Source organism: Flavobacterium chungbukense (assembly GCF_020805785.1).
Lineage (GTDB): Bacteria > Bacteroidota > Bacteroidia > Flavobacteriales > Flavobacteriaceae > Flavobacterium > Flavobacterium chungbukense.
This window is the reverse complement of sequence record NZ_JAJGZV010000001.1, coordinates 156,338-179,584: the sequence shown is the minus strand read 5'-3', so window position 1 is coordinate 179,584 and position 23,247 is coordinate 156,338. Positions and strand designations below refer to the sequence as shown.

The 23,247-nt window shown below is 32.3% G+C and carries 20 protein-coding genes; 13 read left to right on the top strand and 7 right to left on the bottom strand.

Annotated features, from left to right (window positions below):
* Positions 1–6 precede the first annotated feature (6 nt).
* Together LL966_RS00815 and LL966_RS00810 are read right to left on the bottom strand one after the other, a co-directional pair.
* A complete protein-coding gene (locus LL966_RS00815; protein WP_229349261.1) occupies positions 7–627 on the bottom strand; it encodes a hypothetical protein in 621 nt (206 codons plus the stop codon).
* Between the two features lie 350 nt (positions 628–977).
* Positions 978–3,143, bottom strand: coding sequence for a TonB-dependent receptor (locus LL966_RS00810; protein ID WP_229349260.1), 2,166 nt, complete (start codon positions 3,141–3,143; stop codon positions 978–980).
* 143 nt (positions 3,144–3,286) lie between these two features.
* Here LL966_RS00810 and LL966_RS00805 point away from each other — a divergent pair, with 143 nt between their 5' ends.
* The 9 genes from LL966_RS00805 to LL966_RS00765 all read left to right on the top strand — a co-directional run bounded on the left by LL966_RS00805 (position 3,287) and on the right by LL966_RS00765 (position 9,994).
* Positions 3,287–3,745: a DinB family protein gene (locus LL966_RS00805; RefSeq protein WP_229349258.1), complete on the top strand. Its 459-nt coding sequence runs from the start codon at positions 3,287–3,289 to the stop codon at positions 3,743–3,745.
* A gap of 159 nt (positions 3,746–3,904) precedes the next feature.
* Positions 3,905–4,285: a YciI family protein gene (locus tag LL966_RS00800; RefSeq protein WP_229349257.1), complete on the top strand. Its 381-nt coding sequence runs from the start codon at positions 3,905–3,907 to the stop codon at positions 4,283–4,285.
* 81 nt (positions 4,286–4,366) lie between these two features.
* Positions 4,367–4,942 carry a sugar O-acetyltransferase gene (locus tag LL966_RS00795; protein ID WP_229349255.1) on the top strand — a complete coding sequence of 192 codons (576 nt, stop codon included), beginning with the start codon at positions 4,367–4,369 and terminating at the stop codon, positions 4,940–4,942.
* The gene (gloA2, locus tag LL966_RS00790) at positions 4,942–5,331 is read left to right on the top strand and encodes an SMU1112c/YaeR family gloxylase I-like metalloprotein (RefSeq protein ID WP_229349253.1); all 390 of its coding nucleotides are present in this window, start codon (positions 4,942–4,944) and stop codon (positions 5,329–5,331) included. Before LL966_RS00795 ends, gloA2 begins: the two co-directional genes overlap by 1 nt.
* 398 nt (positions 5,332–5,729) lie before the next feature.
* Complete coding sequence (locus LL966_RS00785; protein ID WP_229349251.1) at positions 5,730–7,007, top strand: chloride channel protein; 1,278 nt, start codon at positions 5,730–5,732, stop codon at positions 7,005–7,007.
* 78 nt (positions 7,008–7,085) lie between these two features.
* Entirely contained in the window at positions 7,086–7,685 is a 600-nt protein-coding gene (locus LL966_RS00780; protein WP_229349249.1) for an HPP family protein, read from the top strand.
* A 188-nt stretch (positions 7,686–7,873) separates the two neighbouring features.
* Positions 7,874–8,416: a plasmid pRiA4b ORF-3 family protein gene (locus tag LL966_RS00775; protein ID WP_229349247.1), complete on the top strand. Its 543-nt coding sequence runs from the start codon at positions 7,874–7,876 to the stop codon at positions 8,414–8,416.
* Between the two features lie 115 nt (positions 8,417–8,531).
* Complete coding sequence (locus LL966_RS00770) at positions 8,532–8,891, top strand: four helix bundle protein (protein ID WP_229349245.1); 360 nt, start codon at positions 8,532–8,534, stop codon at positions 8,889–8,891.
* 44 nt (positions 8,892–8,935) lie between these two features.
* On the top strand, positions 8,936–9,994 hold the full coding sequence (locus tag LL966_RS00765; protein ID WP_229349243.1) for a nucleoid-associated protein: 1,059 nt from the start codon (positions 8,936–8,938) through the stop codon (positions 9,992–9,994).
* An 85-nt stretch (positions 9,995–10,079) separates the two neighbouring features.
* On the opposite strand, the gene LL966_RS00760 is transcribed toward LL966_RS00765, so the two are convergent.
* Both LL966_RS00760 and LL966_RS00755 read right to left on the bottom strand, forming a co-directional pair.
* Positions 10,080–10,661, bottom strand: coding sequence for a TetR/AcrR family transcriptional regulator (locus LL966_RS00760; protein WP_229349241.1), 582 nt, complete (start codon positions 10,659–10,661; stop codon positions 10,080–10,082).
* Positions 10,662–10,732: 71 nt separating this feature from the next.
* Positions 10,733–11,485: an SDR family oxidoreductase gene (locus tag LL966_RS00755; protein ID WP_229349239.1), complete on the bottom strand. Its 753-nt coding sequence runs from the start codon at positions 11,483–11,485 to the stop codon at positions 10,733–10,735.
* A gap of 226 nt (positions 11,486–11,711) precedes the next feature.
* Here LL966_RS00755 and LL966_RS00750 point away from each other — a divergent pair, with 226 nt between their 5' ends.
* Positions 11,712–14,081, top strand: coding sequence for a GAF domain-containing protein (locus LL966_RS00750; protein ID WP_229349237.1), 2,370 nt, complete (start codon positions 11,712–11,714; stop codon positions 14,079–14,081).
* 223 nt (positions 14,082–14,304) lie between these two features.
* Here the strand turns inward: LL966_RS00750 and LL966_RS00745 are convergent, their stop codons facing one another.
* Complete coding sequence (locus LL966_RS00745) at positions 14,305–15,483, bottom strand: Pycsar system effector family protein (protein WP_229349235.1); 1,179 nt, start codon at positions 15,481–15,483, stop codon at positions 14,305–14,307.
* A 26-nt stretch (positions 15,484–15,509) separates the two neighbouring features.
* Here LL966_RS00745 and LL966_RS00740 point away from each other — a divergent pair, with 26 nt between their 5' ends.
* A complete protein-coding gene (locus LL966_RS00740; RefSeq protein ID WP_229349233.1) occupies positions 15,510–19,253 on the top strand; it encodes a metallophosphoesterase in 3,744 nt (1,247 codons plus the stop codon).
* A 122-nt stretch (positions 19,254–19,375) separates the two neighbouring features.
* Here LL966_RS00740 and LL966_RS00735 read toward each other — a convergent pair whose 3' ends face one another.
* Entirely contained in the window at positions 19,376–20,236 is an 861-nt protein-coding gene (locus LL966_RS00735) for an SdiA-regulated/phytase-like domain-containing protein (protein WP_229349231.1), read from the bottom strand.
* A gap of 87 nt (positions 20,237–20,323) precedes the next feature.
* The gene (locus LL966_RS00730) at positions 20,324–21,376 is read right to left on the bottom strand and encodes a hypothetical protein (RefSeq protein WP_229349229.1); all 1,053 of its coding nucleotides are present in this window, start codon (positions 21,374–21,376) and stop codon (positions 20,324–20,326) included.
* 107 nt (positions 21,377–21,483) lie between these two features.
* Between LL966_RS00730 and LL966_RS00725 the strand changes: the two genes are divergently transcribed.
* Entirely contained in the window at positions 21,484–22,395 is a 912-nt protein-coding gene (locus LL966_RS00725) for an ABC transporter ATP-binding protein (protein WP_229349228.1), read from the top strand.
* Between the two features lie 3 nt (positions 22,396–22,398).
* Positions 22,399–23,235, top strand: a complete 837-nt coding sequence (locus LL966_RS00720; RefSeq protein ID WP_229349226.1) for an ABC transporter permease — start codon at positions 22,399–22,401, stop codon at positions 23,233–23,235.
* Positions 23,236–23,247: the final 12 nt, after the last annotated feature.

The following is a 23,247-nucleotide window of genomic DNA, read 5'->3' as shown; positions in this document are numbered from 1 at the left end:
AATTTATTATTTACACGTTTTTTGGACTTCCAAAGCTCTTTCTAATCCCCATTTTGGAGAAAAAGGAGTCGCTGGTTTAAAAGTATTAAAAAGTTCAATAGATTTTGCAACTTGAGCACATAAAGGTTTTGTGTCAACCCCTGTCCATTTTGCACCTCCTAATTGATAATCTGCTTCACCAAAAACAGCTCTTGGGTTGTTTGGGTCTAACGCTTTGGCTTTTGCGTAAGCTTCCATTACTTTGCCAGAATATTTCATTCCGTTTGTCATTGGGTCTGCAACAACATATCCTGTGTAGATTAAAGCTTGCATTACATATAATTCTGAATTGCTTTGATCTTTTATTAATTCTACATCTAATGCGTCTTGTGCTTTTGTCAATAACAAATCAATTTTTGTTTTGTCTTTTTCTGTAAACACAGCTGTTGTATTAATTAAAGCGATATAATAATTTGGCAAATAACTGTTTTTTTCAGCAGCTGCAATTCTTTCAAATAATTGAGAAGCTTCTGTGTTTTTTCCTTCTTTCCAAAGTCCAAACGCTTTTGTCATTCCTTGTTCAAATTGTGTTTGAGCAGATAATAAACTACAAACAAATAATGCGATAACTGTAATAATTTTGGTCATGATTTCTTTTTTTTAAGTTTCTAAGTTACTAAGGTTCTGAGATTCTATTTTTTTTGATTGATAATTAAAACTCTTTTTTTAAGGTTTAAAGGTTCAGAGTTACAAAGTGACAAGGTCTTATTTTCTTATTATTGCTATTCAAAAAACTTTGAGCCTTTGCTGCTTTGCTTCTTTGTCTCTTTTAATTTATACTTCAAAAGTATGTCGGTTTTTATTGTTTTAAAACTAAATGATACCGAGTTGTTGATTTTGGTTACTGAATTGTTTTTTTTGAGTTACTAAGGTGCTGAGGGGCTAAGGTTCTAAGTTTTTTTTCTTAGCACCTTAGTATCTTAGAACCTCAGAATCTTTTAAAGATTCTTCAACTGATTCTCATTTTTATTCTGACTAATTGTCCAAAAGAAGCCTACGAAGAAAAATCGATCTGCAGTCGGGATTACAGCTTGTCTTTGGTACACTCCGCTTGCGTCTGGCGTTCTGGCGTAATCGTAGCCGAAAACATTTTGTGTTCCTAAAATATTGGATACTGAGAAATAAAGGATTTTTTGTGTCGTCAATAAATAGGCCCAGTTAAAACTCAAACTATTGTAAGACTTTGTTTTTCCGCTCATGAATTGCGTTTGATTCGGATCATTGTACGGGCGGCCTGAGCTGAAACTATTTGTAAATCCGATTTGTGATTTCCAATCTGTTATAAAATATTTGGTTACAACAGATAAATTATGATTAGCAACAAAACTAGGAGTAGCCATATTTGGAAAGTTTTTATATTGTCTTTCTGAATCGATATAAGAGTATGAAATCCAATATTCTAAGTTTTTATATAAATTACTATCTCTCCAAAGCAAATCAAAACCTTTTGCATAACCCGATCCGTTGTTATTGAAAACCGAATTGTATTGAATATCTCTTGTATCGTATTGCACTAAATTGCTATAATCTTTATAATACAGTTCTGTTCGAAGCAATTGTCCAGGTTTTGTAAACGTATAATTCAAAATATAATGTTTTGCTTTTTCACTTTCAAACTGATGGTACTGAGAATATTTAATATAATCTACAACTGGTGTTTGTGTAAAATCTCCATAAGCGAAAGAAAATTGACTGCTTTTTGAAACTTTGTAACCTAAAGAAGCTCTTGGAGCAATATTATTTTCATTCAACAAGCTGTTGTTAGAATATCTTAAACCAACTTTTAAGGCTAAATTTTTAGAAAATGCAACATCTCCTTCTACATAAGAGGCAAAAATATTAGAATCGTAACCGTTAGCAACATTAAGAGAAGCATTATCGGTAATATCTTCATTGAATTTTGTAATGAAATAATCTGCACCAAAAGACAATCTAAAATAGTTTGACACTTTTTTTGATAATTTCAATTTTAACTGCGCAGCATTTTCCTGATTGTTAATTCCGGTAATATCATATTTCAATTTGTTTTTACTGTAACCGTAGCTAACGCCAGAAGTTAATTGCCATCCTGTTCCGATACTTCCTTTATAAGAAGAATTCAAATAGAAATTATTGTTATTCATATCTGTTCTGATCGGATTTTCAAAATTGATATTTTTCTGATTTAAATCGAATCTTTCAGAATCAAAAGAAGCATACAATTTAAATACTCCATTTGTAAACTTATATCTGTAAACCGTTTCTCCACCAAGCGATTGATATGGATTATTCCAATCTACATTTTGCGGAATTACAGCTTGATAAGGCGCTAGATTTACATACATCATATTAACGCTTAAAGAACTTTTTTCCCATTTCTGCGTATTTCCTAAACTTAGACCAACGGTCATGAAACCAATATCTGTTTTTTCATGATCTTCTTCATCTTGCGTATTTAAAAGTAATACACTAGATAATGCTTCGCCATATTCCGCAGAATAACCACCTGTAGAAAATGCGATTCCGCTAAACAAAAAAGGAGAAAATCGGCTTCGAGTTGGTAAGTTATTTGTGGTTGCTCCGTAAGGTTGTGCTACACGAATTCCGTCTACGAATGTCTGTGTTTCATTTGCTTCTCCACCGCGAACAAACAAACGTCCGTCTTCACCCACACTTTGAGTTCCTGGTAAAGTTTGCAAAGCAGCAACAATATTTCCGGCTGAACCTGCGGTTGTGACAATATCTAAAGGTTTTAAAACCGAAACTCTTGCTTTATCTCCCGATTCTAACGTTCCCGCAGTAATAACAACAGCATCAAGCGCATTTACATTTTCTCTTAATTTTACAGTTTGATTTTTATAATTGGCAACATCAATTTCTTGTTTAAAAGTTTCGAAAAGCAGAAAGCTAACTACTAAAAATTTATTTCCCGTTTCGGTAGTTTCAAAAGAAAACTCTCCCGTTTCAGAACTTGTTGCCCCATCGTAAGTTCCGTCTATATAAATATTGGCGCCCACAACTGGTCTTCCTTTTTGATCTACAACTTTTCCTGAAATTGTATTTTGAGCAAAAATTAAAGCTGTAAAAAATAAAAAGCTAATGGTAAAAAATAATTTGGTTTTCATATCATCTTTGGTTTTGATGAGGCAAATATATTTTAACATTAAACGTTAAAAAATATATAATAACCCAATTGTAGAATTTCGAGGATGAGTTGTAAATGACTATAATTTGTATCTTAGCTAGGAATTCCAAAAAATTACCATTTATGTCAGAAAGCGTTAGAATTTCAAATTTATATCAATCCATTTATAATGGAAATCCTTGGCTGGAAGTTAATCTAGCTAACACTTTACAAAATGTAACAGCAGAACAGGCTTACAAAAAAATAAATCCAAATTTGAATACCATTTGGGAAATAGTAAATCATTTAATTCAATGGAGAAGAAACATTCTCGAGCGCATGCAGGGAGAAGTCATCAAAACTCCAGATCATAATTATTTTGTTCCTGTCTTAGATCCGTCTGAAGCTGCTTGGGAACAATCGCTTCAAACATTGGCAAAATCGCAAGATTCTTGGACTGCTTTTTTTGAAAATTTTGATGATGCTGATTTAGCAAAAATCTACGTAAATAATGGGCATAGTTATTACGAACATCTTCACGGAATTATTCAGCACGACGTATATCATTTAGGACAGATTGTTATTTTGAAGAAACTGCTTTAATTACAAGAATATTTTTCCCACAGTATTGTCATTTCGAGAAACGAGAAACCACACGCGGGATTCCATACAAACTCGATTTGCTTTGCGGAATTTCTAGTGCGATTTCTCCTTCCTCGAAATGACAAAAATCGGGGTTAATCTTTAAACTTAAATTATCAGATGAAAACTTCCATTTTTATTCTAGTCTTTTTACTTTTTAATACCATCGGATTTTCACAAGAAGCCGAAGTAAAATATGATGAAGCTTTAGCAAAATCGCTTCACGCTGATGAATACGGAATGAAGAAATATGTTTTTTGTCTTTTAAAATCAGGAAGCAATACAACTATTTCAAAAGAAGAAAGCAAAAAATTATTTGAAGGACATATGGCTAATATTAATAAATTGGCTAAAGAAGGAAAACTAGTTGTTGCTGGACCTTTTATGAAAAATGACAGAAAATATCGAGGCATTTATGTATTTAATGTAGAAACTGTCGAAGAAGCAAAAAAACTTGTAGAAACAGATCCTGCCATAAAAGCCAATTTACTAGAAGCCTAATTAACGCCTTGGTATTGTACTGCGGCTTTGCAGGAAACGGTAAAAATACATGAGAAAATCGCTAAGACGAAAATGTAAATAATGAAAACAGAAAAAGAAAAAATGATTACCGGCGAATATTACAATGCCTTTGATCCAGAATTACTAAAAGGTCGTCGTGCCGCAAAAAACCTTTTGCATAGTTTAAATGTAAAAGAATATCGAGTTACTAAAAAGGCCAAAGAAATTTTAAAGGAGCTGATTCCAAATGCTGGAGCAGGTTTATACATTGAACCTCCATTTCATTGTGATTATGGTTATAATATTTTTGCAGGCGAAAACGTTTATTTCAATGTGAATTGTGTGGTTTTGGATTGCGCGCCTGTAAATATTGGCTCAAATGTATTTATTGCGCCAAATGTTCAGATTTACACGGCCTCTCATCCGCTTGACGCCGAATTAAGAAAAACATTAGAAAATGCTTATCCTGTTACCATTGGAGACGATTGTTGGATTGGAGGCAATTCTGTTATCTGTCCTGGAGTTACTATTGGAAAAGGTTGTGTAATCGGCGCTGGATCTGTAGTAACGAAAGATATTCCAGACAATTCATTGGCCGTTGGAAATCCTGCAAAAGTAATCCGAAAATTAAATCAAGAACCTGAATCTAAAAAATAATGCTTACCCTTAACAAAGTTCATCATATTGCCATTTTATGTTCAGATTACGAAAAATCGAAATACTTCTATACTCAGATTTTGGGCCTAACCATTATTCGTGAAATCTATCGCGAAGAACGCCAGTCTTACAAATTAGATTTGGCATTAAATGGTTCTTATGTTATCGAATTATTTTCATTTCCAAATCCGCCGCAACGTCCTTCAAGACCAGAAGCTGTGGGATTGCGTCATTTGGCTTTTGAAGTTATTAATCTAGACGAAACCATAGCCTTTTTAACTGCTAAAAATATAGAATCTGAGCCAATAAGAATTGACGAAACTACTGAAAAACGTTTTACTTTTATCGCTGATCCAGATTTATTGCCGATTGAGTTTTATGAGAGATAAATGAAAGGGACAAAGTAACAGAGTTACAAAGGGACAAAGGTTTATAGTAATATTCTTTTGAATTGAGTCCAGCTTTAGTTGCATGAATAAATTATAGTCCCAAAAGGGCTTTAGCCAAACAAAACGTATTTGGCTAAAGCCCTTCTCTCTTTTATTTTCAACCTCCTACTAAAGTTGGAGGCAATTCAAATTTCATCGTGCGAAATCAAATATTTAATGCCTCCGCATAAAACTTTGTCCCTTTGCTCCTCTGTAACTTTGTCTCTTTTTTACGAAAGATTTTTCCTGTTTATATCCATTTTAACACACTAAAATGAAGATTTCCTAGAAAAAACCAATTTTGATGCTTAATTTTGTAATCCGCAGAAAAAAAATGCGGATTTCTTAATCTTACTCTGATGAACAAAACGGCGCAAATCAAAAAAAATCATCAATTCATTAAATTCCGAAAATTAGTTATTGTTTCTATTTTAATTGGCTTTCTTTCAGCCTTTCTCGGAATTTCACTAAAAAAAATAACAGAATATTACGAAGAAATCTTCTTTCACGAAGTTTCAGTCCATCCTATATATTACATTATTTTTCCTGTTTTCGGTTTATCTGTTATTTACTTCTTAAGACAATATCTTTTTAAGAAAAAAGAAAACAAAGGAATCAAAGAAGTTTTTGAAAGTACCGCATCAAAGTCTAAAAACCTTCCTTCTTATAAAATTCCATCGCACTTTATCAACGGATTATTGACAGTTATTTTTGGAGGTTCAACCGGAATCGAAGTTTCTACCGTTGTTGCTACCGCTACTATTGGTTCTGTAGCGCACGAAAAAGAAAATGTTTTCCGCCAATACAAAACAGAATTAATCTGCGCAGGAGTTGCAGCAGGTGTTACAGCACTTTTCAGCAGTCCGATTGCGGGAGTTTTATTTGCATTTGAAGTAATTTCAAGAAAAGTAACCAGAGCTTTTATCATTTCTAATTTAATTGCGGTTTCGATAGCTTTTGGATTATTGACTATTTTAAAAGAAGAGCCTTTATTCGCTGTTTCAATCACAACATGGCATCTTAAAGCAATCCCGTATTTCATTCTTTTAGGAATTTTAGCTGGAATGAATTCGGTTTACTTAACGCGTTGTGTATTATTTTTTAAATCTCAATTCGGAAAAATCGATACACATTATTATAAAATCATTTTAGGGTCGGCAGTTTTAAGCCTTTCTCTATTCTTTTTTCCACAATTATATGGAGAAGGATATCATGCTATCAAAGGAATTTTCGGAAATGCAGCGCAACTTCTAACCATAACTTTAGCTTTAACTTTTATTGGAATTTTGATTCTAAAACCAATTGTAACTTCAATTACATTGGCTTCTGGCGGCGACGGTGGAGTTTTTGCACCGAGTTTATTTATCGGAGCTTTTTTAGGATTATTATTGGCTTCTATTTTAAATAGCTTTTTTCATGTAAATGTAATTCCGGTTAATTTTATGATTATCGGAATGGCAGCCGTTTTGAGTGCAAGCATTCATGCGCCTTTTACAGCTATTTTCCTAGTTTGCGGATTAACAAACGATTATACATTATTTTTTCCAATTCTAGCCGTTTGTTTGATTTCAAAATATACGGCAAAAATGATTTATCCTTATACTGTATACAGTTATTCGCCAAGTTTAGTTAAATAATTTCGAGACTAAATCTAGAGATTGCAAGTATCTAGCAAAATATATTTAAAAGCATAACGAGCAAAATAATACCACATTATGCCAACTGAAAAAATAAAAAGAAGCTATCGCAAAACACGTTATATCCTTTATAAAGAAACATTAATTGATTTTAAAGAACATTTTTGGTCTTTTTTAGGCTCATTTGTTGGAATTGGAATTTTAGCTTACGTACAATCGATACATTTTTCTGGTTCTGACGCAGTTTATTTAATCGGTTCTTTTGGAGCATCGAGCGTTTTGGTTTACGGAATCATTCAGAGCCCTTTTTCTCAACCACGCAATTTAGTTGGCGGGCATGTAATTTCGGCTCTTGTTGGTGTAACAGTCAATAAATTGGTTCCTGATATTATGTGGATTGCCGCGCCTTTAGCAGTTTCTTTTGCCATTATTTTAATGCAGATTACTAAAACACTCCATCCACCGGGAGGCGCAACAGCATTGATTGCTGTAATTGGAACAGAAAAAGTAAAAGCCTTAGGTTATATGTATGTGCTTTCTCCCGTTTTTACAGGAGTTATGATATTGCTTTTCACGGCTTTGATTTTTAATAATATGACTTCAAGTAGAAGTTATCCAAGCCACAGCACCTATCATAAACATTATCATAAAATTAGAAAGAGACTGGCGAGAAAATAGTTTTATGCTATTGTATGTCACCCTGAGCGAAGTCGAAGGGCGTTCCAATTGGGAAAGGGCTTCGACTTCGCTCAGCCTGACAAACTATTGACAATCAATTTTCTAAAATCTTTTCAACAAATCGCAATTCCTAATTCGTATTTCGTTTTTTATATTTTACCTTTGACCTCTCAATAAAAACAAAGATTATGGTTTATAAATTTAGAGTAATTCTAGACGCCGAAGAAGATATTTTCAGAGACATTGCAATACTTGAAGATGATACACTGGAAGATTTACATAATGCTATCTTCAATTCTTTTGGTTTTGACGGATCTGAAGTTGCTTCGTTTTACACTTGCGATGATACATGGAATCAAGAAGATGAAATTCCGCTTTTTGATACAGGTGACGTTCCTGGCGAAATGAGAACCATGAACGATTATCCATTATCTAGTATCTTAGACAAAGAAAATACAAAAATCATCTATGTTTACGATTTCATCAGCATGTGGACTTTCTTAGTAGAATTGGCAGCAGTCGAAGATGAAGCTGTAGGCGCAACATACCCTGAAACATTATTCTCTCATGGAGAAATGCCTGCTGATGCTATAGAAAAAAACTTCGAAGCCGATGATATGCACGATGATATCTATGGCGAATTTGAAGATGATCTAGACGAAGACGATCTTGATATGTTTGAAGGCGACGACAGCTTTGAAGATTATGGATTTGAGGAGAATTGGAACTAGTTTTTTTAGGTTCAAAGGTTCAGAGTAACAAAGGTTCAAAGGTTTCTTTAAAATTTGACGATTTTAAAATGTAATATTTTTCCTTATTTTTATATTTTAATTCTTAAAATATATAATGAAAACTTTTCGCGACCTTTTAATCTGGCAGAAATCTATGAATCTGGTAACTGAAATTTACCAATTAACAAATTCATTCCCGAAAGAAGAAATTTATGGACTATCTTCACAAATTAGAAGATGTTCAGTATCAATACCGAGTAATATTGCCGAAGGATATGGCAGAAATGGAAAGACTGAATTGCTAAGATTCTTAAATATTTCTATTTCATCTTTATTTGAAATGCAAACTCAGCTTGAAATTTCATTCAATCTAAAATATATAACCGATTACCAATTCAGTAAAACAAACGGAGAAAGCAGAGAATTGGAGCGAATGTTAAGCGCTTTTATAAAAAAATTAAAAGATAGCAAATAAAACTTTGTCTCTTTGTCACTATGTTACTTCAAACCTAAAAATAAATGATCAACTTATTCAACACCCACATCGAGACGCTTGCGATACATCGCGTAGGAAACAAAAGCCGTAACGAAGCTATTTTTTTATCAGAGCAGCCATTTAACTTAAATGACGAAATTGTTCCTTTGATAAAAGAATTCTTTTTTAAGCCTTTTAGAGAAAAAGAAGAAAACTATTATCAGTTTGCACACGAAGTGGACTTGGATTACAACGACATGTTTAAATACGCGACTGAGATTTTTGCAAATCCGTCGAGTGTACATGAGGTTTCTAAAAACATCACAAAACATTTATACGAACAGTCAAATCATCCGCACATTAAAAATGGAGAGGTTTATGTAACGTATTTAACCAATCTAAGCATTGATAATAATGTAGTTGACGCAATCGGAATTTTTAAAAGCGAATTGCAAGCTGACTTTTTACAGTTTGAAGAAAAAAACAGCAACCTTGAAATGATTTTACAGCAAGGAATCAACTTGAATAAATTAGATAAAGGATGTTTGATCTTCAATTATAAAAAAGAAGAAGGATACAAAATTTTAACTGTAGACAGTAACCGTTACGATGCACGTTATTGGTTAGAGCACTTTTTATCTGTAGATGCATTTGAAGATGAAAATTTCATCACAAAGAAATATTTAAAATTCTGTCAGAACTTCGCGAAAGACGTGGTTTTGCCAGCAGAAGATAAGAAAGAGGAAGTAATGTTTATGAACCGATCTGTGAATTATTTCGCTAAAAATGATCAGTTTGAAGAACAAAATTTCTTGAATGAAGTATTAGACAATCCTGATTTGATTCCTGAATTTAAAAACTATAAAGTTGATAAAGGAGAAAAATACAGCATCGAAGATGTTACCTCATTCCCTATTGCCAACGCAGCTGTTTCTGACGCTAGAAAATCGATTAAAAATGTGATCAATTTAGATACTCACATTCAGATTAAAATGGATTTCATCAATCCTGAAAGCGCAGAAAAATTTGTTGAAAAAGGCTGGGATGAAGAAAAACAAATGTATTACTACTTAGTGTATTTCAATAAAGAAGAAAAAAGCTAAGAAGTTTTCATTTTCTATTACTTACTTAAAACAAAAAAAGGCAGTTACATTTGTAATTGCCTTTTTTTATGTGCTTTAATTTCCCTTAAAATAAAGAGAATATAGCTTTAAGAATATCATCGTAAACTTGTTTGTCATTTTCACCAGCTCTAGCCAAAACCCGAATTCCGGAATAATTGTTAAAGATAAAACGTGCCAGTGATCTAGCCTCTTGTTTATCAGAAATCTGACCCGACTCCTGCCCTTTTTTCACTGCATTATAAAAAATATCTTCAACAGCTTTTTGGTTATCGTGAACTATTTTAGCTATTTCAGGATCGTGCATCGCCAATTCTACCGCAGAATTTACCATAAAACAACCTTTTGTAATTCTGTCCTGAAGACTTTCTAAAACAGCTTGCTTGAAAATTTCAGTAATCGTTGTTTTGATGTTTTCAGAGTTTTCAAAAAGCTGTATCAGACTTTCTTGATTTTGCTGCTGATAGCGTTTTAATGACTTTACAAAAAGCTTTTGCTTATCGCCAAAAGTATCATACAAACTCGAACGGCTTAAACCCAAATGCGTTACCAAGTCTTGTGCAGATGTTCCGTTGTAACCTTTGTGCCAAAAAATCTCAATTGCTTTATCTAAAGCCTGATCTTCGTTAAATTCTTTCGTTCTAGCCATCGCATTAAAATTAAATTCATTTCCAAAGATACTAAAAATACGGAACAATCGTTCCTGAATTAATCAAAAAATTATAATACTGTATTTACAGTAAGTCCACCATCAACAACAATTTCTGTTCCTGTAATAAATGATGCATCATCCGAAGCAAGGAAACTAACTGTTTTAGCAACTTCAGCAGCTTGTCCAAAACGTTTTAATAAAATTTTCTCTCCAAGAGCAGCACCTAAACCTTCTACTTCTTCTTTTTCTAAACCAACTTTATCATACAAAGGAGTTTCAATTGGACCAGGAGATACTGCATTTACTCTAATTTTTCTTCCAGCCAATTCAGCTGCAAATATTCTGTTTAATGATAAAACTGCTGCTTTACTCGCGCCGTATACACTTGAACCTGGCATTCCTAATTGCGCATTCACTGAAGTATTAAAAATAATAGAACCTCCATCATTCAAAATGGGTAATACTTTTTGAACTGTAAAATAAACTCCTTTTACGTTTACATTCATAATACTATCATAATGCTCTTCTGAAGCAGAATCTACTGGAGCAAAAGCGGCAATTCCGGCATTTAAGAATAAAATATCAACTTTTCCGAATTGAGTTTTTACTTGTTCTACCAAACTGTCAATTGATTTTAAATCAGATTGATCAGCAACAATTCCAGTAACATTCAATTCTGTTTCAGCTTTTGCTAAAGCTTCTTTATTTCTTCCTGTTACGATTACTTTTGCTCCTTTTGACACGAAATCAGCTGCTGCTGCGTATCCTATTCCACTGTTTCCGCCTGTTACTATTGCAACTTTGTTTTCTAAATTTTTCATTTTATTTGTTTTTAAGTTATTGATTATTCAATTATTATGGTACAAAGATATAATTACGGAACGATCGTTCCGTAATTACGGAAGTTAATTTTTTGTTAAAATAATTAGCTGATTTTTGAAATGCCCGTCAAATAAGGACTTTATCTATCGAATAATAAAGGAAAGAAATCGTAAAATGTCGTTGATTCTTAATTTATCCTTAATTTTGCATTAAAAAATAACTCAGATGGATATTCAGTTTTTTAAAGAAAGTCCTTTCACTACGATAATATCATTTCATAAGCTAATCGAATCCTTTGAAGAAATTGCTTTGTCAGATGTTGATTATAGATCCGATTATGCAAAAGCCATTTTAAAACAAATAGAATCAATTCCAGAATTAAGAACAGGAATTCATGATTACGCTGTTATAAAAGAGAATGAAGCATTAATCAAAAATATTTTAGCCGATTTGTTTCCGACTGCTTTAACACAAAATGAAATAAAAGCAGTTACTATTCCATTTCAAAATATCTCCTTTAATTATACAGAACGTTTTAAAAAAATTCTAAAAAATGCGGGAGATGAATTTTACATGGAAATTCGCGATTTTAGCGAACATCAATTCTACATCAATAACTGTTGTCTGATTCTTAGCTATTATTACAAACAGCATATCGATTTTAATCAGCCTTTTTTCTATGATATTCCAGATGAAAATGGTGTAGAAAAACATTATCGTATTTTGTACAACGCAGATTTCATGGAGATTATTCCAACCGAAAATGCAGTTACTTTAACTCCGGAAGATATTGACCAATTGATTGATAACTATAATGACATCAATTTATGGAAGTCAAAATTCCCAAAAGGAAGCTGGATTTTAAGAGGTTTTGGAATTGTTTCTCTTTTTGATGCCACCACAGAAAGTGCTATTTCTACCTTAAAAAGTAACTTACTGAAACCTGGTGTAAAAACAGTTACAACAGATAAAGAAATCTCAAATATTTTTCAGTCGATTTTTAATCTTCCGAATTTAAAAGTCGGATTTATCATTTATAATCCTGAAGAAGAAAAATTTATCAGACCTGTAAAATACGACACGCAACTTAAAAGTTTCTTGCTTTCATCCGATCAGGAAGTCGATTGCAAAAATGCTTTTTTTGGATGTTCTTTCGAAAATTTGCTGGATAAGAGAGAGCCTTTCGTGATTTCTAATGTTCAGAAATTTACAGATGAATCAACAAATAAAAGACTTGGGGAACATTTATTGACTCAAAACATTCACAGCTGTATTTTTGCTCCTGTTATTAAAGATGGGCATTTATTGGGAGTTGTTGAATTGGTTTCTGAAAATCCGAGAGATTTAAATAGTGTGAATGCTACAAAATTAGAGTTGGTTCTTCCTTATTTAACGGATACAATTGATCGTTACAATACAGATATGCAGCATCAGGTTGAAGCAATTATTCAACGTGAGTATACAACAATTCATCCGAGTGTTTATTGGAAATTCAAAAAAGAATCTCAGAATTACTTTCAAAATTTAAATCATACTAAAGATTATATTTTTAAAGAAATTGTTTTTAAAAATGTATTTCCGTTATACGGTCAGATTGATATCAAAGGTTCTTCTGAACATCGAAATGAGACAGTCAAAACTGACTTAAAAAGTCAGCTTAGCGCTCTTTTAGAAATTTTCGAAAATCAAGAGGAAAACTCGAATTTAGTTCTTTTGGAACAAAGAAAATTTGAATTGGAATCACTTCGAGCTGAATTGGATTTTCCATTAAAAGCAGATACAGAACAGCACATTCAACGTTATATTGAAGAAGAAATTCACCCGATTCTTAAAAACACAAAAAGTAACCCTAAAAACGAAAAATTAGAAAAACTTTACTTTGAAAGTCTGGATGAAAAAACAGGAATGTTTTATCAGGAAAGAAAGAAATTTGACAATGCCATGTCAATCATTAATAAAAGGCTGGCAACTGTTTTAGACAGAAAGCAAGTTGAAGCACAGCAGATTTATCCGCACTATTATGAGCGTTTTAAAACAGATGGTGTGGAGCATAATTTGTATATTGGGGCTTCAATTTCGCCTACAAAACTATTCGATATTATGTATTTGCATAATCTTCGTTTATGGCAATTACAGACTTTGTGCGAAATGGAATTGGAACATCATGACCTTAAAGAATCGCTTCCTTATGAATTGGATGTGACTTCATTGATTTTAGTTTTCAGTTCACCTCTTTCTATCCGTTTTAGAATGGATGAAAAACGTTTTGATGTTGACGGGACTTATAATGCCAGATATGAAGTAGTCAAAAAACGAATTGATAAGTCGCATATAAAAGGAACAAACGAACGCATTACAGAAAAAGAGAAAATTACAATCGTTTATTCGCAAAACAGCGAAGAAGCAGAATATTTAAAATACATTAAATATCTGCAGCACAAGAAAATTCTAGAACCTGCAATAGAACAGTTTGAAGTCGAAGATCTTCAAGGAGTTTCTGGTTTAAGAGCGATTCGTGTAAAAGTGATTAATAATACGTCAAATTCACAAATCAAAAAAATAACTTACCAAGATTTATTAGATGAGCTCAACTAAAAGTTGGGCTTTTTTTTTTATTTTTAAACACATAGTAACATAGATTTTGAAACTTAAAAAAAGGCGTTTCACTTTCATTAATACACATAGCTATGTGTGATAAACTAGTTTCTTTCTTCATTCTTTTTAAATAAAGAAAAAACTAGTTTCTATGTGTTTAAAAACATTTCTGCATATTTAAATATTTGACAAAGTTGTCAATCTTAAAAAATATTTTAAAATTTTAAATTGATTTAAAAGCAATTACAAACGAGATAACCGTTATAATTAATCCAAACATAAAGAAGTTGTAAGCAATTCGGAGTAAATTGTATTTTCGCTGCAAAACCAAACCTAGATAGTACAAATCTTTAATCATGGTTGAATAAAGATAATCTCTGTCTTTCATCATTTCATTCATGGCCCAATCGTAATCTTCCAAAGGCATTTTATAGAAATTTCCGAAGAACATTAAATTTACTTTCTTAGCCTCAACATCACCGCGCGTAAAAAAACCGGATGTTACTTTTGGTCGTGTAGAAAGAATTGCAAAAATAATAGTGATTACGCTCGACATCAGCATAATAAAAGTTGGAACAACCAAATGCGCGTTTTTTGGACTATCCAATTTTGGAATAATAGAAGATAATGCGATCGAAATGATGATCGCATTTACAGACAATAAAATATTGGCTTTACTATCTGCAATTCCGCTTAAGCGGGTATGATTTCCAAGTGTAACACGAAATAAAGTGTCTATTCCACGATCTGGTTTTTCCGCTTTATCCTTCTTTTTGTTTTCTTCTTCGATGGCTGCAGCGGCTTTTAATTCTTGTTTGTTTATTTTCTTTTGAATTAACAATAAGTTTTTCTCTTTCAAAGGTTGCCATTTTCTTAAAGCATAATCCGTATAAAATCGATGTTTATTTAATAAGAAATTCAAGTTTTCTCTTGTCCATTCTGCATTAGAGAAACTTACAATCCCGGTATTTTTTAATTCTAAACGTAACAATTCGCAAGTTGTAACATATTCAGTTCCCATCAAATGAGCATAATCAGCATCTTTAATGATTTTTTCTAAATGTGTTTTAGGCTCATATTCTTTAGCTGTAGCTAGAATCAAACTTGCAACAAGTGCTATAAATTCTTCCGATTTTCCTTTTTCTCTTAAAAATTTGGTTGCAATTTCTGTGCTGGTGCTTTCGTGATTTTCATATCCATGAACATATCCTGTATCATGAAACCACGCTGCCACTAAAAGTGCCTCTTTATCATCACCTTCAACATCTTCTTTTTTACATAGTTCTTTTACCGCAGTAACTACTGTGAAAGTATGGTTAAAATTATGATAAGAATATAGATTAGAAAGTTTATCTTTGAGTAAATTACTGACGAAATCTTCGGATTGTTCTATTAGATTCATAAAGAATATTTTTATACCACTAAATTATGAAATTGTTTTTGGATAATCATTTTATTGCCAAAATTAAAACAGGAATGGTTACTTTACTACTACTTTTCCTTGTTTATTCTTGTGCAACTCACAAGCCCCAATATGGAAAAAATGTAAGCTCGATCGAGAATGAAAACGCAACAGATACTATAAAAATTGCACACACTTTCTTTCTTGTAGGAGATGCTGGAAATGCTGATGAAGTTCAATCGAAGCAAACGCTCGAACTATTACATAAAAGACTGAAAAAAGCCAATAAAAAATCGACATTGCTGTTCTTGGGAGATAACATTTATCCGAAAGGCTTTCCTAGTGATAAAAAGTCTGGAGACAAGGCTTTGGCCGAAACAAAGCTAAGCAATCAATTAAAGCTTGCAGAAGGCTACAGAGGAAAAACTATTTTTATTCCTGGTAACCACGACTGGTACAGCGGTATAAAAGGTCTTGAATTACAAGCCGATTTTGTAACCAAACATTTGAATGACAAAAAAGCTTTCCTTCCTAGAAAAACTTGTCCTATAGAAGATGTAAAAATAGATAGTACTACAACGTTAGTCACTATTGATAGTGAATGGTTTCTAGAGGAGTGGGACAATCACCCAACAATAAATGACAATTGTGAGATAAAAACCAGAGAAGCTTTTTTTGAAGAACTGGAAAACATTCTAAATAAAAATCAAGAAAAAACGGTTGTTTTAGCCATTCATCATCCTCTTTTGAGCAATGGAACTCACGGAGGACAATTTTCATTAGAAAAACAATTATTTCCTTTAGAACAAAAAATTCCTTTACCAATTATTGGTTCATTCATCAATTTATTACGAAAAACATCTGGTGTTAGTCCGCAAGACACTCAAAACAAACAATATACAATTTATGCGAAACGAATTAAAACACTTTTGCAAAAACAGAAAAATGTAATTGTAGTTTCTGGACACGATCATAACCTTCAATATATCAGCAGCGAGAATATTCAACAGATTATTAGCGGTGCCGGATCTAAGTCTGAAGCGGCAAGGGCAATAAACGAAAATGATTTCTCTTACGGCGGAAATGGATACGCGACTTTAACTCTTTTTAAAAGCGGTGATGCTAAAGTTTCTTTCTATGGAAATGAAAACAATAAAGAAAAACTGCTTTTTGAACGCGAAATTATAAAAGCCAAAGAAATTAACTGGGCTTCAGATATTCCAAATAAGTTTCCATCAAAAATTACAACTTCTATCTATTCGCCAAAAATGACAGATAAAAGCTGGTTTCATAGTTTTTTATTTGGAAAACACTATAGAAAATATTACAGTATGCCAATTGAAGCTAAAGTAGCAACTGTAGACACTTTAAAAGGCGGTTTGAAACCTATTCGAGAAGGCGGAGGACATCAATCTGTTTCTTTGAGAATGTCTGATCCAAAAGGTCGTGAATTTGTAATGCGCGGTATGAAAAAAAGTGCTACTGTTTTTTTACAGTCCGTTGCATTTAAGGATCAGTATATCGTAAACGATTTTGAAGATACATACACAGAAAGTTTCTTATTTGACTTTTATACCACTTCTCATCCATATGCGCCGTACGCGATTGGAGGAATGTCTAACAAACTAGGATTACTGCATACCAATCCGATTCTATATTATATTCCGCGACAAAATGGTTTAGGCGAATTTAATGCTGGTTTTGGAGATCAATTGTATATGGTTGAAGAAAGACCTGCTGATAATCATTTAGACGGAAAAAATTTCGGAAATCCGAGTAATATTATTGGCACCGATGATATGATGCTTAATCTTCATAAAGATGAAAAATATTCGGTTGATGAAAAAGAATACATAAAAGCTCGATTATTTGATATTTTAATTGGCGATTGGGACAGACACAGTGACCAATGGCGTTGGGCAGAATTTAAAAAAGATGGAAAAGTAATTTACAAACCAATTCCCCGCGACAGAGATCAGGCTTTTGTTAAATACGATGGCGCTTTACTTTCTATTTTAATGAATATTCCAGCATTGCGCCACATGAGAACATTCAAGGATAAAATTGGCAATGTAAAATGGCTGAGTAGAGAACCTTATCCAATGGATTTGGCTTTCTTAAGAACATCTGACCAAAAAGATTGGATTGAACAGGCAAAATATATTCAGGATAACTTATCGGATGCTGACATTGAGAACTCTTTTAAAAATATGCCAAAAGAAGTTCAAGATGAAACGATTGACGAAATTATTCGAAAATTAAAAAACAGAAAAAAAGAGCTTCAAAAATATGCTGCTATTTATGCTGATGTTTTAAGCAAAACGGTTATGATTGCTGGAACAGATAAAAAAGACAAATTTGTTTTAAATCATAATGCGAAGAAAAGTATTGAAATTCAGGTTTTCAGAACCAAAAAAGAAGGTGATGAATTGCAGTACTCTAAAACCGTTACAGATGCCAAAACCAAAAATTTATGGATTTATGGTTTAGATGATAATGATATTTTTGAAGTGAAAGGAGATTACAAATCAAGAATTAAAGTTCGTTTAATTGGCGGTCAAAACAATGATACTTATAACATTGAAAACGGAAGAAAGGTTATTGTTTACGACTTTAAGTCAAAAGAAAACACTTATAATTTATCCCGAGGCCTCGGGACTAAAACGCAAACACAGTTAACTGATGATTACGATGTTAACTTGTACAATTATGAAAAACCAAAATATAATGTAGTTTCTGGTTTACCAAATATCGGTTTTAATCCTGATGATGGTGTAAAAGTGGGGATTAATTTAAATTATACAGTTAACAATTTTAAACAGAATCCGTATACTCAAAGACATGTTTTAAATGCTTTTTACTATTTCGCAACTGGTGGTTTAGAGTTTAACTACGTTGCGCATTTTCCAGGGTTATTAGGTAAATGGGTTATTGATGTTGAATCGCTTTACACCACTCCAAATTTTGCGATGAATTATTTTGGATATGGAAATGAATCGCAATACGACGATGATTTAAGTCTAGATTACAATCGTGTCCGCATTAGAAAATTTAATGCTTCAGGAGCTGTTAGACACGTTGGTAGATATGGAAGCGAATTTAGTATTCAGCCTATATTCCAAAGAATGACAGTTGAAGAGACTGAAAATCGTTTTATTAATCTTCCAAATATTGTAAATCCTGATGTGTTTAATACTCAGAATTATGGAAGTTTGAAAGTAAAATATCTTTTCAAAAATTCTGATTTTGCAGCCAAACCAACTTTAGGAATGTTTTTTATGATTGCTGGAACTTGGACTGCCAATTTGGATGAAACCAATAAAAACTTCCCTACTTTAGAAAGTGCTTTAGGATTTACGCATAAATTAGACAAAAACGGAAAACTGGTCTTGGCAAGTTACCTTAAAGGAAAAGCCATTTTTAATAACAATTATGAATTTTATCAAGGCGCAGCTTTAGGCGGTGACACTGATTTAAGAGGTTTTAGAAACGAACGTTTCTTAGGAAGTTCTTATTTTTCTCAAAGTTCTGATTTACGCTTTAGCATTGGCAGAATAAGAAAAACGATTGCTCCTTTTACATACGGAATTCTAGGCGGATTTGACTACGGAAGAGTTTGGCTTGATGGCGAAGATTCTAAAAAATGGCACCATGATTACGGCGGCGGACTTTGGTTAAATGCTATTAACGTTCTTACTGCAAGAATATCTTACTTTAAATCTCCTGACGAAATTGGAAGGGTGATTTTTGGAGCGGCTTACAGCTTCTAGTTGTTAGGTTCAGAGAAACAAAGCAACAAAGGTTCAAAGTTTTTTTGCCACGAATTACACCAATTTTCACTAATTTTTTTAAATATAATTCGTGGAAATTGGTGTAATTCGTGGCAAACTTTTTATTTCAATTTGAATTCGTAGACGTTTCCTCCTATTTTATCGGCTTTTTCATCGGCGATTAAAAGGGTATTGTTGTCTTTAAAAACGATGGCTTCCTTTTGTGAGAAGTGATTTAGTTCTATTTGCGTCTGAGTTCCTTTATGGAATAAATCTCCTTTAAAATCTTTGAATATAAGCACTTTATCATGACTTAATAATGCTACTTTTTTTCCGTCTGGGCTTATTGTAGCGCTTGTTAATACGCAATGATTGTAATTGTTACAGGTTTTAAATTCTCCTATTTTAACTGCCTTTTGAGGACCTTTTGCATTTTTTATTTTATAAATAAAGGCTGTTCCATCAAAACCTTTACTTCTATTTTTAGTAAAAAGGTAAAAATAACCGCTGTGTTCAAAGAAACTCTCCACATCAAAAAACATTTCTTTTTTCTTAGGCGGAAATTCTTTTTGTTCTGGATAAGAGAACGAAATTTTATATTCTGCTTGAGCCAAATCATTACTCAATTGATTTTTTGCAACTTTATAAATACATAAATCCCTGCGCTCGTTGTCATTATTTCCGAAATCTCCAATGTAAATATTTCCCGATTTATCTTTTGTGATATCTTCCCAATCTACATTTGTCGCGTTTGAAACCGTAATGGTTTTAGCTAATTTCCCTTTAGAATCAATAGCATAAATAGCATTTTTATTTCCGCTATCTTCCAAAGTATAAAGGATATTTGTTTCAGGAAAATAGCTAATTCCCGAAACTTCTTTTAATTTTTTCGGAAGCGAATAAAGCTCTTTTAAATTAGAACTCGATTGTTTTTGACAAGCCAATAAGACTATTGAAACAACTACTAAAACAGATTTTCTCATAATATTTTATTTTTCTAAACCATATAAATTCATATAAATAAACCTACTTCTTAAATTTACTTATATGCCTTATATGGTTCAACTTTTTTATACTAAATGTGTATTTTTAAAATTACGTGTAATAAACTCGAATGCCGCATGCATAATATGTCCCATTGATTTTGCATTTTTAAATTTCATATCGTTAGTATATCGGTACAATTCCATTTTTAACTGCAATAAATGTTCTTGGGTAGAAATAGTATCATGGCACATAATGTTCAGTAATTTATTAATTCTGGTTTCCGCAGAATGAATACGTTTTGCCAAAATAGCTCTTTCTTCGTCTTTATATTGAATAATGGAACGTTCTTCTAATTTCTCTTTAATCAATTGAATCATTGGAGAATTTTCCTTGAAAAACTGAGGGCGATACACTTTAAAATTTCCTTCATAACATTGCTGATCAAAATCGATTGGTCGAATTTTATAAACCACTTGATCAAAATCGTGAATAGGAACAATTACGTAATTGTAGGCGCGCATGTCTCCTAAAAGTCGAATCATACAGCGTTCATTAAACTTTACAAACTCTTTTGCAATCTGCGCTTTTTCTGTCTCCGAACAGCTGTCTAATAAAGTATCCATAAAAACATCACCAGGAATACCGATAATATGCTCTTCGATTAAAGTATCTTTATAAACTAAAAAATTGATTTTATCAGGCGAAAGAATATCTTCCAATTCTAATCCGTAGATTCTTGAAGCATCGGCTTTTTTGATGTAAAAATGAACATAATTATCGTTCAGAATATTTCTAACTTTAATTCTAAAAGGCTTCGAATTTCCGAAAGTACAATAATCAATTGCATCTACATTGAGATACTGAATGATTTCATTGTTTCCATCAGAATGCAAAAGCGAATAGATTTTCTTCAAATTTAAATCAATTTCATTGCGTTCAAACTCGCCATAAAACACTCGAATCCAAAGCGTATCGGTATCATTTTTATCATAAACATTTATAGAACCAGAAAAACGAAGCAGATCATCATAAAACACAGAAACTTTAGAAATACGCTCGTATCGTTCTAAGTAACTTAAAAGTGGCTGTGTTAAAGGATAAGAAGGTTTTTTTAAAACCATTAAAGGCTCGCTCATTTTGAATATCTTTAATACAAATTTACATCAATACGATTTAAAGTTAGAATTTAAAGTAACAAAATTCAAGTTAACTCGTCATACTAAAAAACTAAAACCAGAAAAATTTGGAAACCATATTAACCATTGAAAATCTAAATAAAAGATACGGCCGAATTCAGGCTTTAAAAGATGTATCTTTTACCATACAGAAAGGTCGCGTTTATGGCATTCTTGGCCCAAACGGCAGCGGAAAATCAACCACACTAGGGATTGTACTTAATGTAGTAAACAAATCGTCTGGAAATTATAAATGGTTTGATGGAAAAGTTGAAACACATGAAGCTTTAAAAAAGGTTGGCGCAATAATCGAAAGGCCTAACTTTTATCCGTATATGACGGCCGAACAAAACTTGAAGTTGGTTTGCAAAATCAAAAACATCAATTATTCTAAAGTTACCGAAAAATTAGAATTAGTTGGTTTGAATGATAGAAAAGACAGCAAATTCAGTACTTTTTCTTTAGGTATGAAACAGCGTTTAGCTATTGCCTCTGCGCTTTTAAATGATCCCGAAATTTTAATTTTAGACGAACCAACCAACGGATTAGATCCGCAGGGAATTCATCAGATTCGAGATATTATTAGAAAAATTGCTTCACAAGGAACTACTATTTTATTGGCTTCACATTTATTAGATGAAGTGGAAAAAGTTTGTTCTCAAGTAATTGTTTTAAGAAAAGGAGAAATTCTGTATTCTGGTTCTGTTGATGGAATGGCTTCAAATGAAGGTTTCTTTGAAGTGCAGTCTAATGATAATTTACTTTTAAAAACAGCTTTACAAGAACATCCTGCTGTTGAGCGAATTTCTGAAGAAGAAGGAAAAGTTTTAGTTTATCTAAAAGCAGATTTAACCGCTTCAGATTTAAATCAGTTTTTATTTTCAAAAAATATTGTTTTAAGTCATTTAGTAAAACGCAAAAATAGCTTAGAAGCTCAGTTTTTAGAATTAACCAAAAATGCAACTGCTCAAAAGAACTAAACCATGAAAAGACTTCTTTCTATAGAATTACAAAAAATCTGGATGAACAAAGCCAGTCGTATTTTAACTTTAACTTATTTTATATTACTTTCTTTTATCGCCTTAATTGCGGCAATAAAATTTGATATTGGTCCCTTCAAATTTCATTTAGCTGAAATGGGAATCTTTAATTTTCCGTTTATCTGGCATTTTAACACCTATGTTGCTGCTTGGTTAAAATTCTTTTTGGCAATTGTAATTGTGTCCATGATGGCCAATGAATACAGCTACGGCACATTAAAACAAAACCTGATCGACGGTTTAAGCAAAAAAGAATTTATACTTTCGAAATTTTTAACGGTAGTCTTATTCGCTTTTGGATCTACTGTATTTATTTTTGTGCTGAGCTTAATTTTAGGGCTATCTTATTCTTCTTACACAGAATTCAGTATTATTTTTAGTGATTTGGATTACCTTTTAGCTTTTTTTGTAAAACTAACAGGTTTCTTTTCTTTCTGTTTGTTTTTAGGAATTTTAGTAAAACGTTCTGCTTTTGCATTAGGATTTCTTTTAGTTTGGAGTATAATTGAAGGAATTATAAAAGGTCTTCTGGCTTTTAAAGTTTTTCCAGAAAGCAATACTGATGAAACTATCATGCAGTTTTTGCCTTTAGAAGCAATGTCCAATTTAATTGTTAATCCAGGGCCTAGATTATCGGTTGTAAAAAATATTGGGACGCAAATAGGCATTGAAACCGATATTGATTACAGCATAAACTATACTGCTATTTTCATTGTATTAGCGTGGACGGCGATATTTATATCATCTTCATACAAATTATTAAAAAATAGAGATTTGTAGTATATTTGCTAC

Bases quoted from the DNA above. Each gene is read 5' to 3' on its own strand.
- LL966_RS00815 (WP_229349261.1), bottom strand. From the start codon at position 627: ATGACCAAAATTATTACAGTTATCGCATTATTTGTTTGTAGTTTATTA.
- LL966_RS00810 (WP_229349260.1), bottom strand. From the start codon at position 3,143: ATGAAAACCAAATTATTTTTTACCATTAGCTTTTTATTTTTTACAGCT.
- LL966_RS00805 (WP_229349258.1), top strand. From the start codon at position 3,287: ATGTCAGAAAGCGTTAGAATTTCAAATTTATATCAATCCATTTATAAT.
- LL966_RS00800 (WP_229349257.1), top strand. From the start codon at position 3,905: ATGAAAACTTCCATTTTTATTCTAGTCTTTTTACTTTTTAATACCATC.
- LL966_RS00795 (WP_229349255.1), top strand. From the start codon at position 4,367: ATGAAAACAGAAAAAGAAAAAATGATTACCGGCGAATATTACAATGCC.
- gloA2 (WP_229349253.1), top strand. From the start codon at position 4,942: ATGCTTACCCTTAACAAAGTTCATCATATTGCCATTTTATGTTCAGAT.
- LL966_RS00785 (WP_229349251.1), top strand. From the start codon at position 5,730: ATGAACAAAACGGCGCAAATCAAAAAAAATCATCAATTCATTAAATTC.
- LL966_RS00780 (WP_229349249.1), top strand. From the start codon at position 7,086: ATGCCAACTGAAAAAATAAAAAGAAGCTATCGCAAAACACGTTATATC.
- LL966_RS00775 (WP_229349247.1), top strand. From the start codon at position 7,874: ATGGTTTATAAATTTAGAGTAATTCTAGACGCCGAAGAAGATATTTTC.
- LL966_RS00770 (WP_229349245.1), top strand. From the start codon at position 8,532: ATGAAAACTTTTCGCGACCTTTTAATCTGGCAGAAATCTATGAATCTG.
- LL966_RS00765 (WP_229349243.1), top strand. From the start codon at position 8,936: ATGATCAACTTATTCAACACCCACATCGAGACGCTTGCGATACATCGC.
- LL966_RS00760 (WP_229349241.1), bottom strand. From the start codon at position 10,661: ATGGCTAGAACGAAAGAATTTAACGAAGATCAGGCTTTAGATAAAGCA.
- LL966_RS00755 (WP_229349239.1), bottom strand. From the start codon at position 11,485: ATGAAAAATTTAGAAAACAAAGTTGCAATAGTAACAGGCGGAAACAGT.
- LL966_RS00750 (WP_229349237.1), top strand. From the start codon at position 11,712: ATGGATATTCAGTTTTTTAAAGAAAGTCCTTTCACTACGATAATATCA.
- LL966_RS00745 (WP_229349235.1), bottom strand. From the start codon at position 15,483: ATGAATCTAATAGAACAATCCGAAGATTTCGTCAGTAATTTACTCAAA.
- LL966_RS00740 (WP_229349233.1), top strand. From the start codon at position 15,510: ATGAAATTGTTTTTGGATAATCATTTTATTGCCAAAATTAAAACAGGA.
- LL966_RS00735 (WP_229349231.1), bottom strand. From the start codon at position 20,236: ATGAGAAAATCTGTTTTAGTAGTTGTTTCAATAGTCTTATTGGCTTGT.
- LL966_RS00730 (WP_229349229.1), bottom strand. From the start codon at position 21,376: ATGAGCGAGCCTTTAATGGTTTTAAAAAAACCTTCTTATCCTTTAACA.
- LL966_RS00720 (WP_229349226.1), top strand. From the start codon at position 22,399: ATGAAAAGACTTCTTTCTATAGAATTACAAAAAATCTGGATGAACAAA.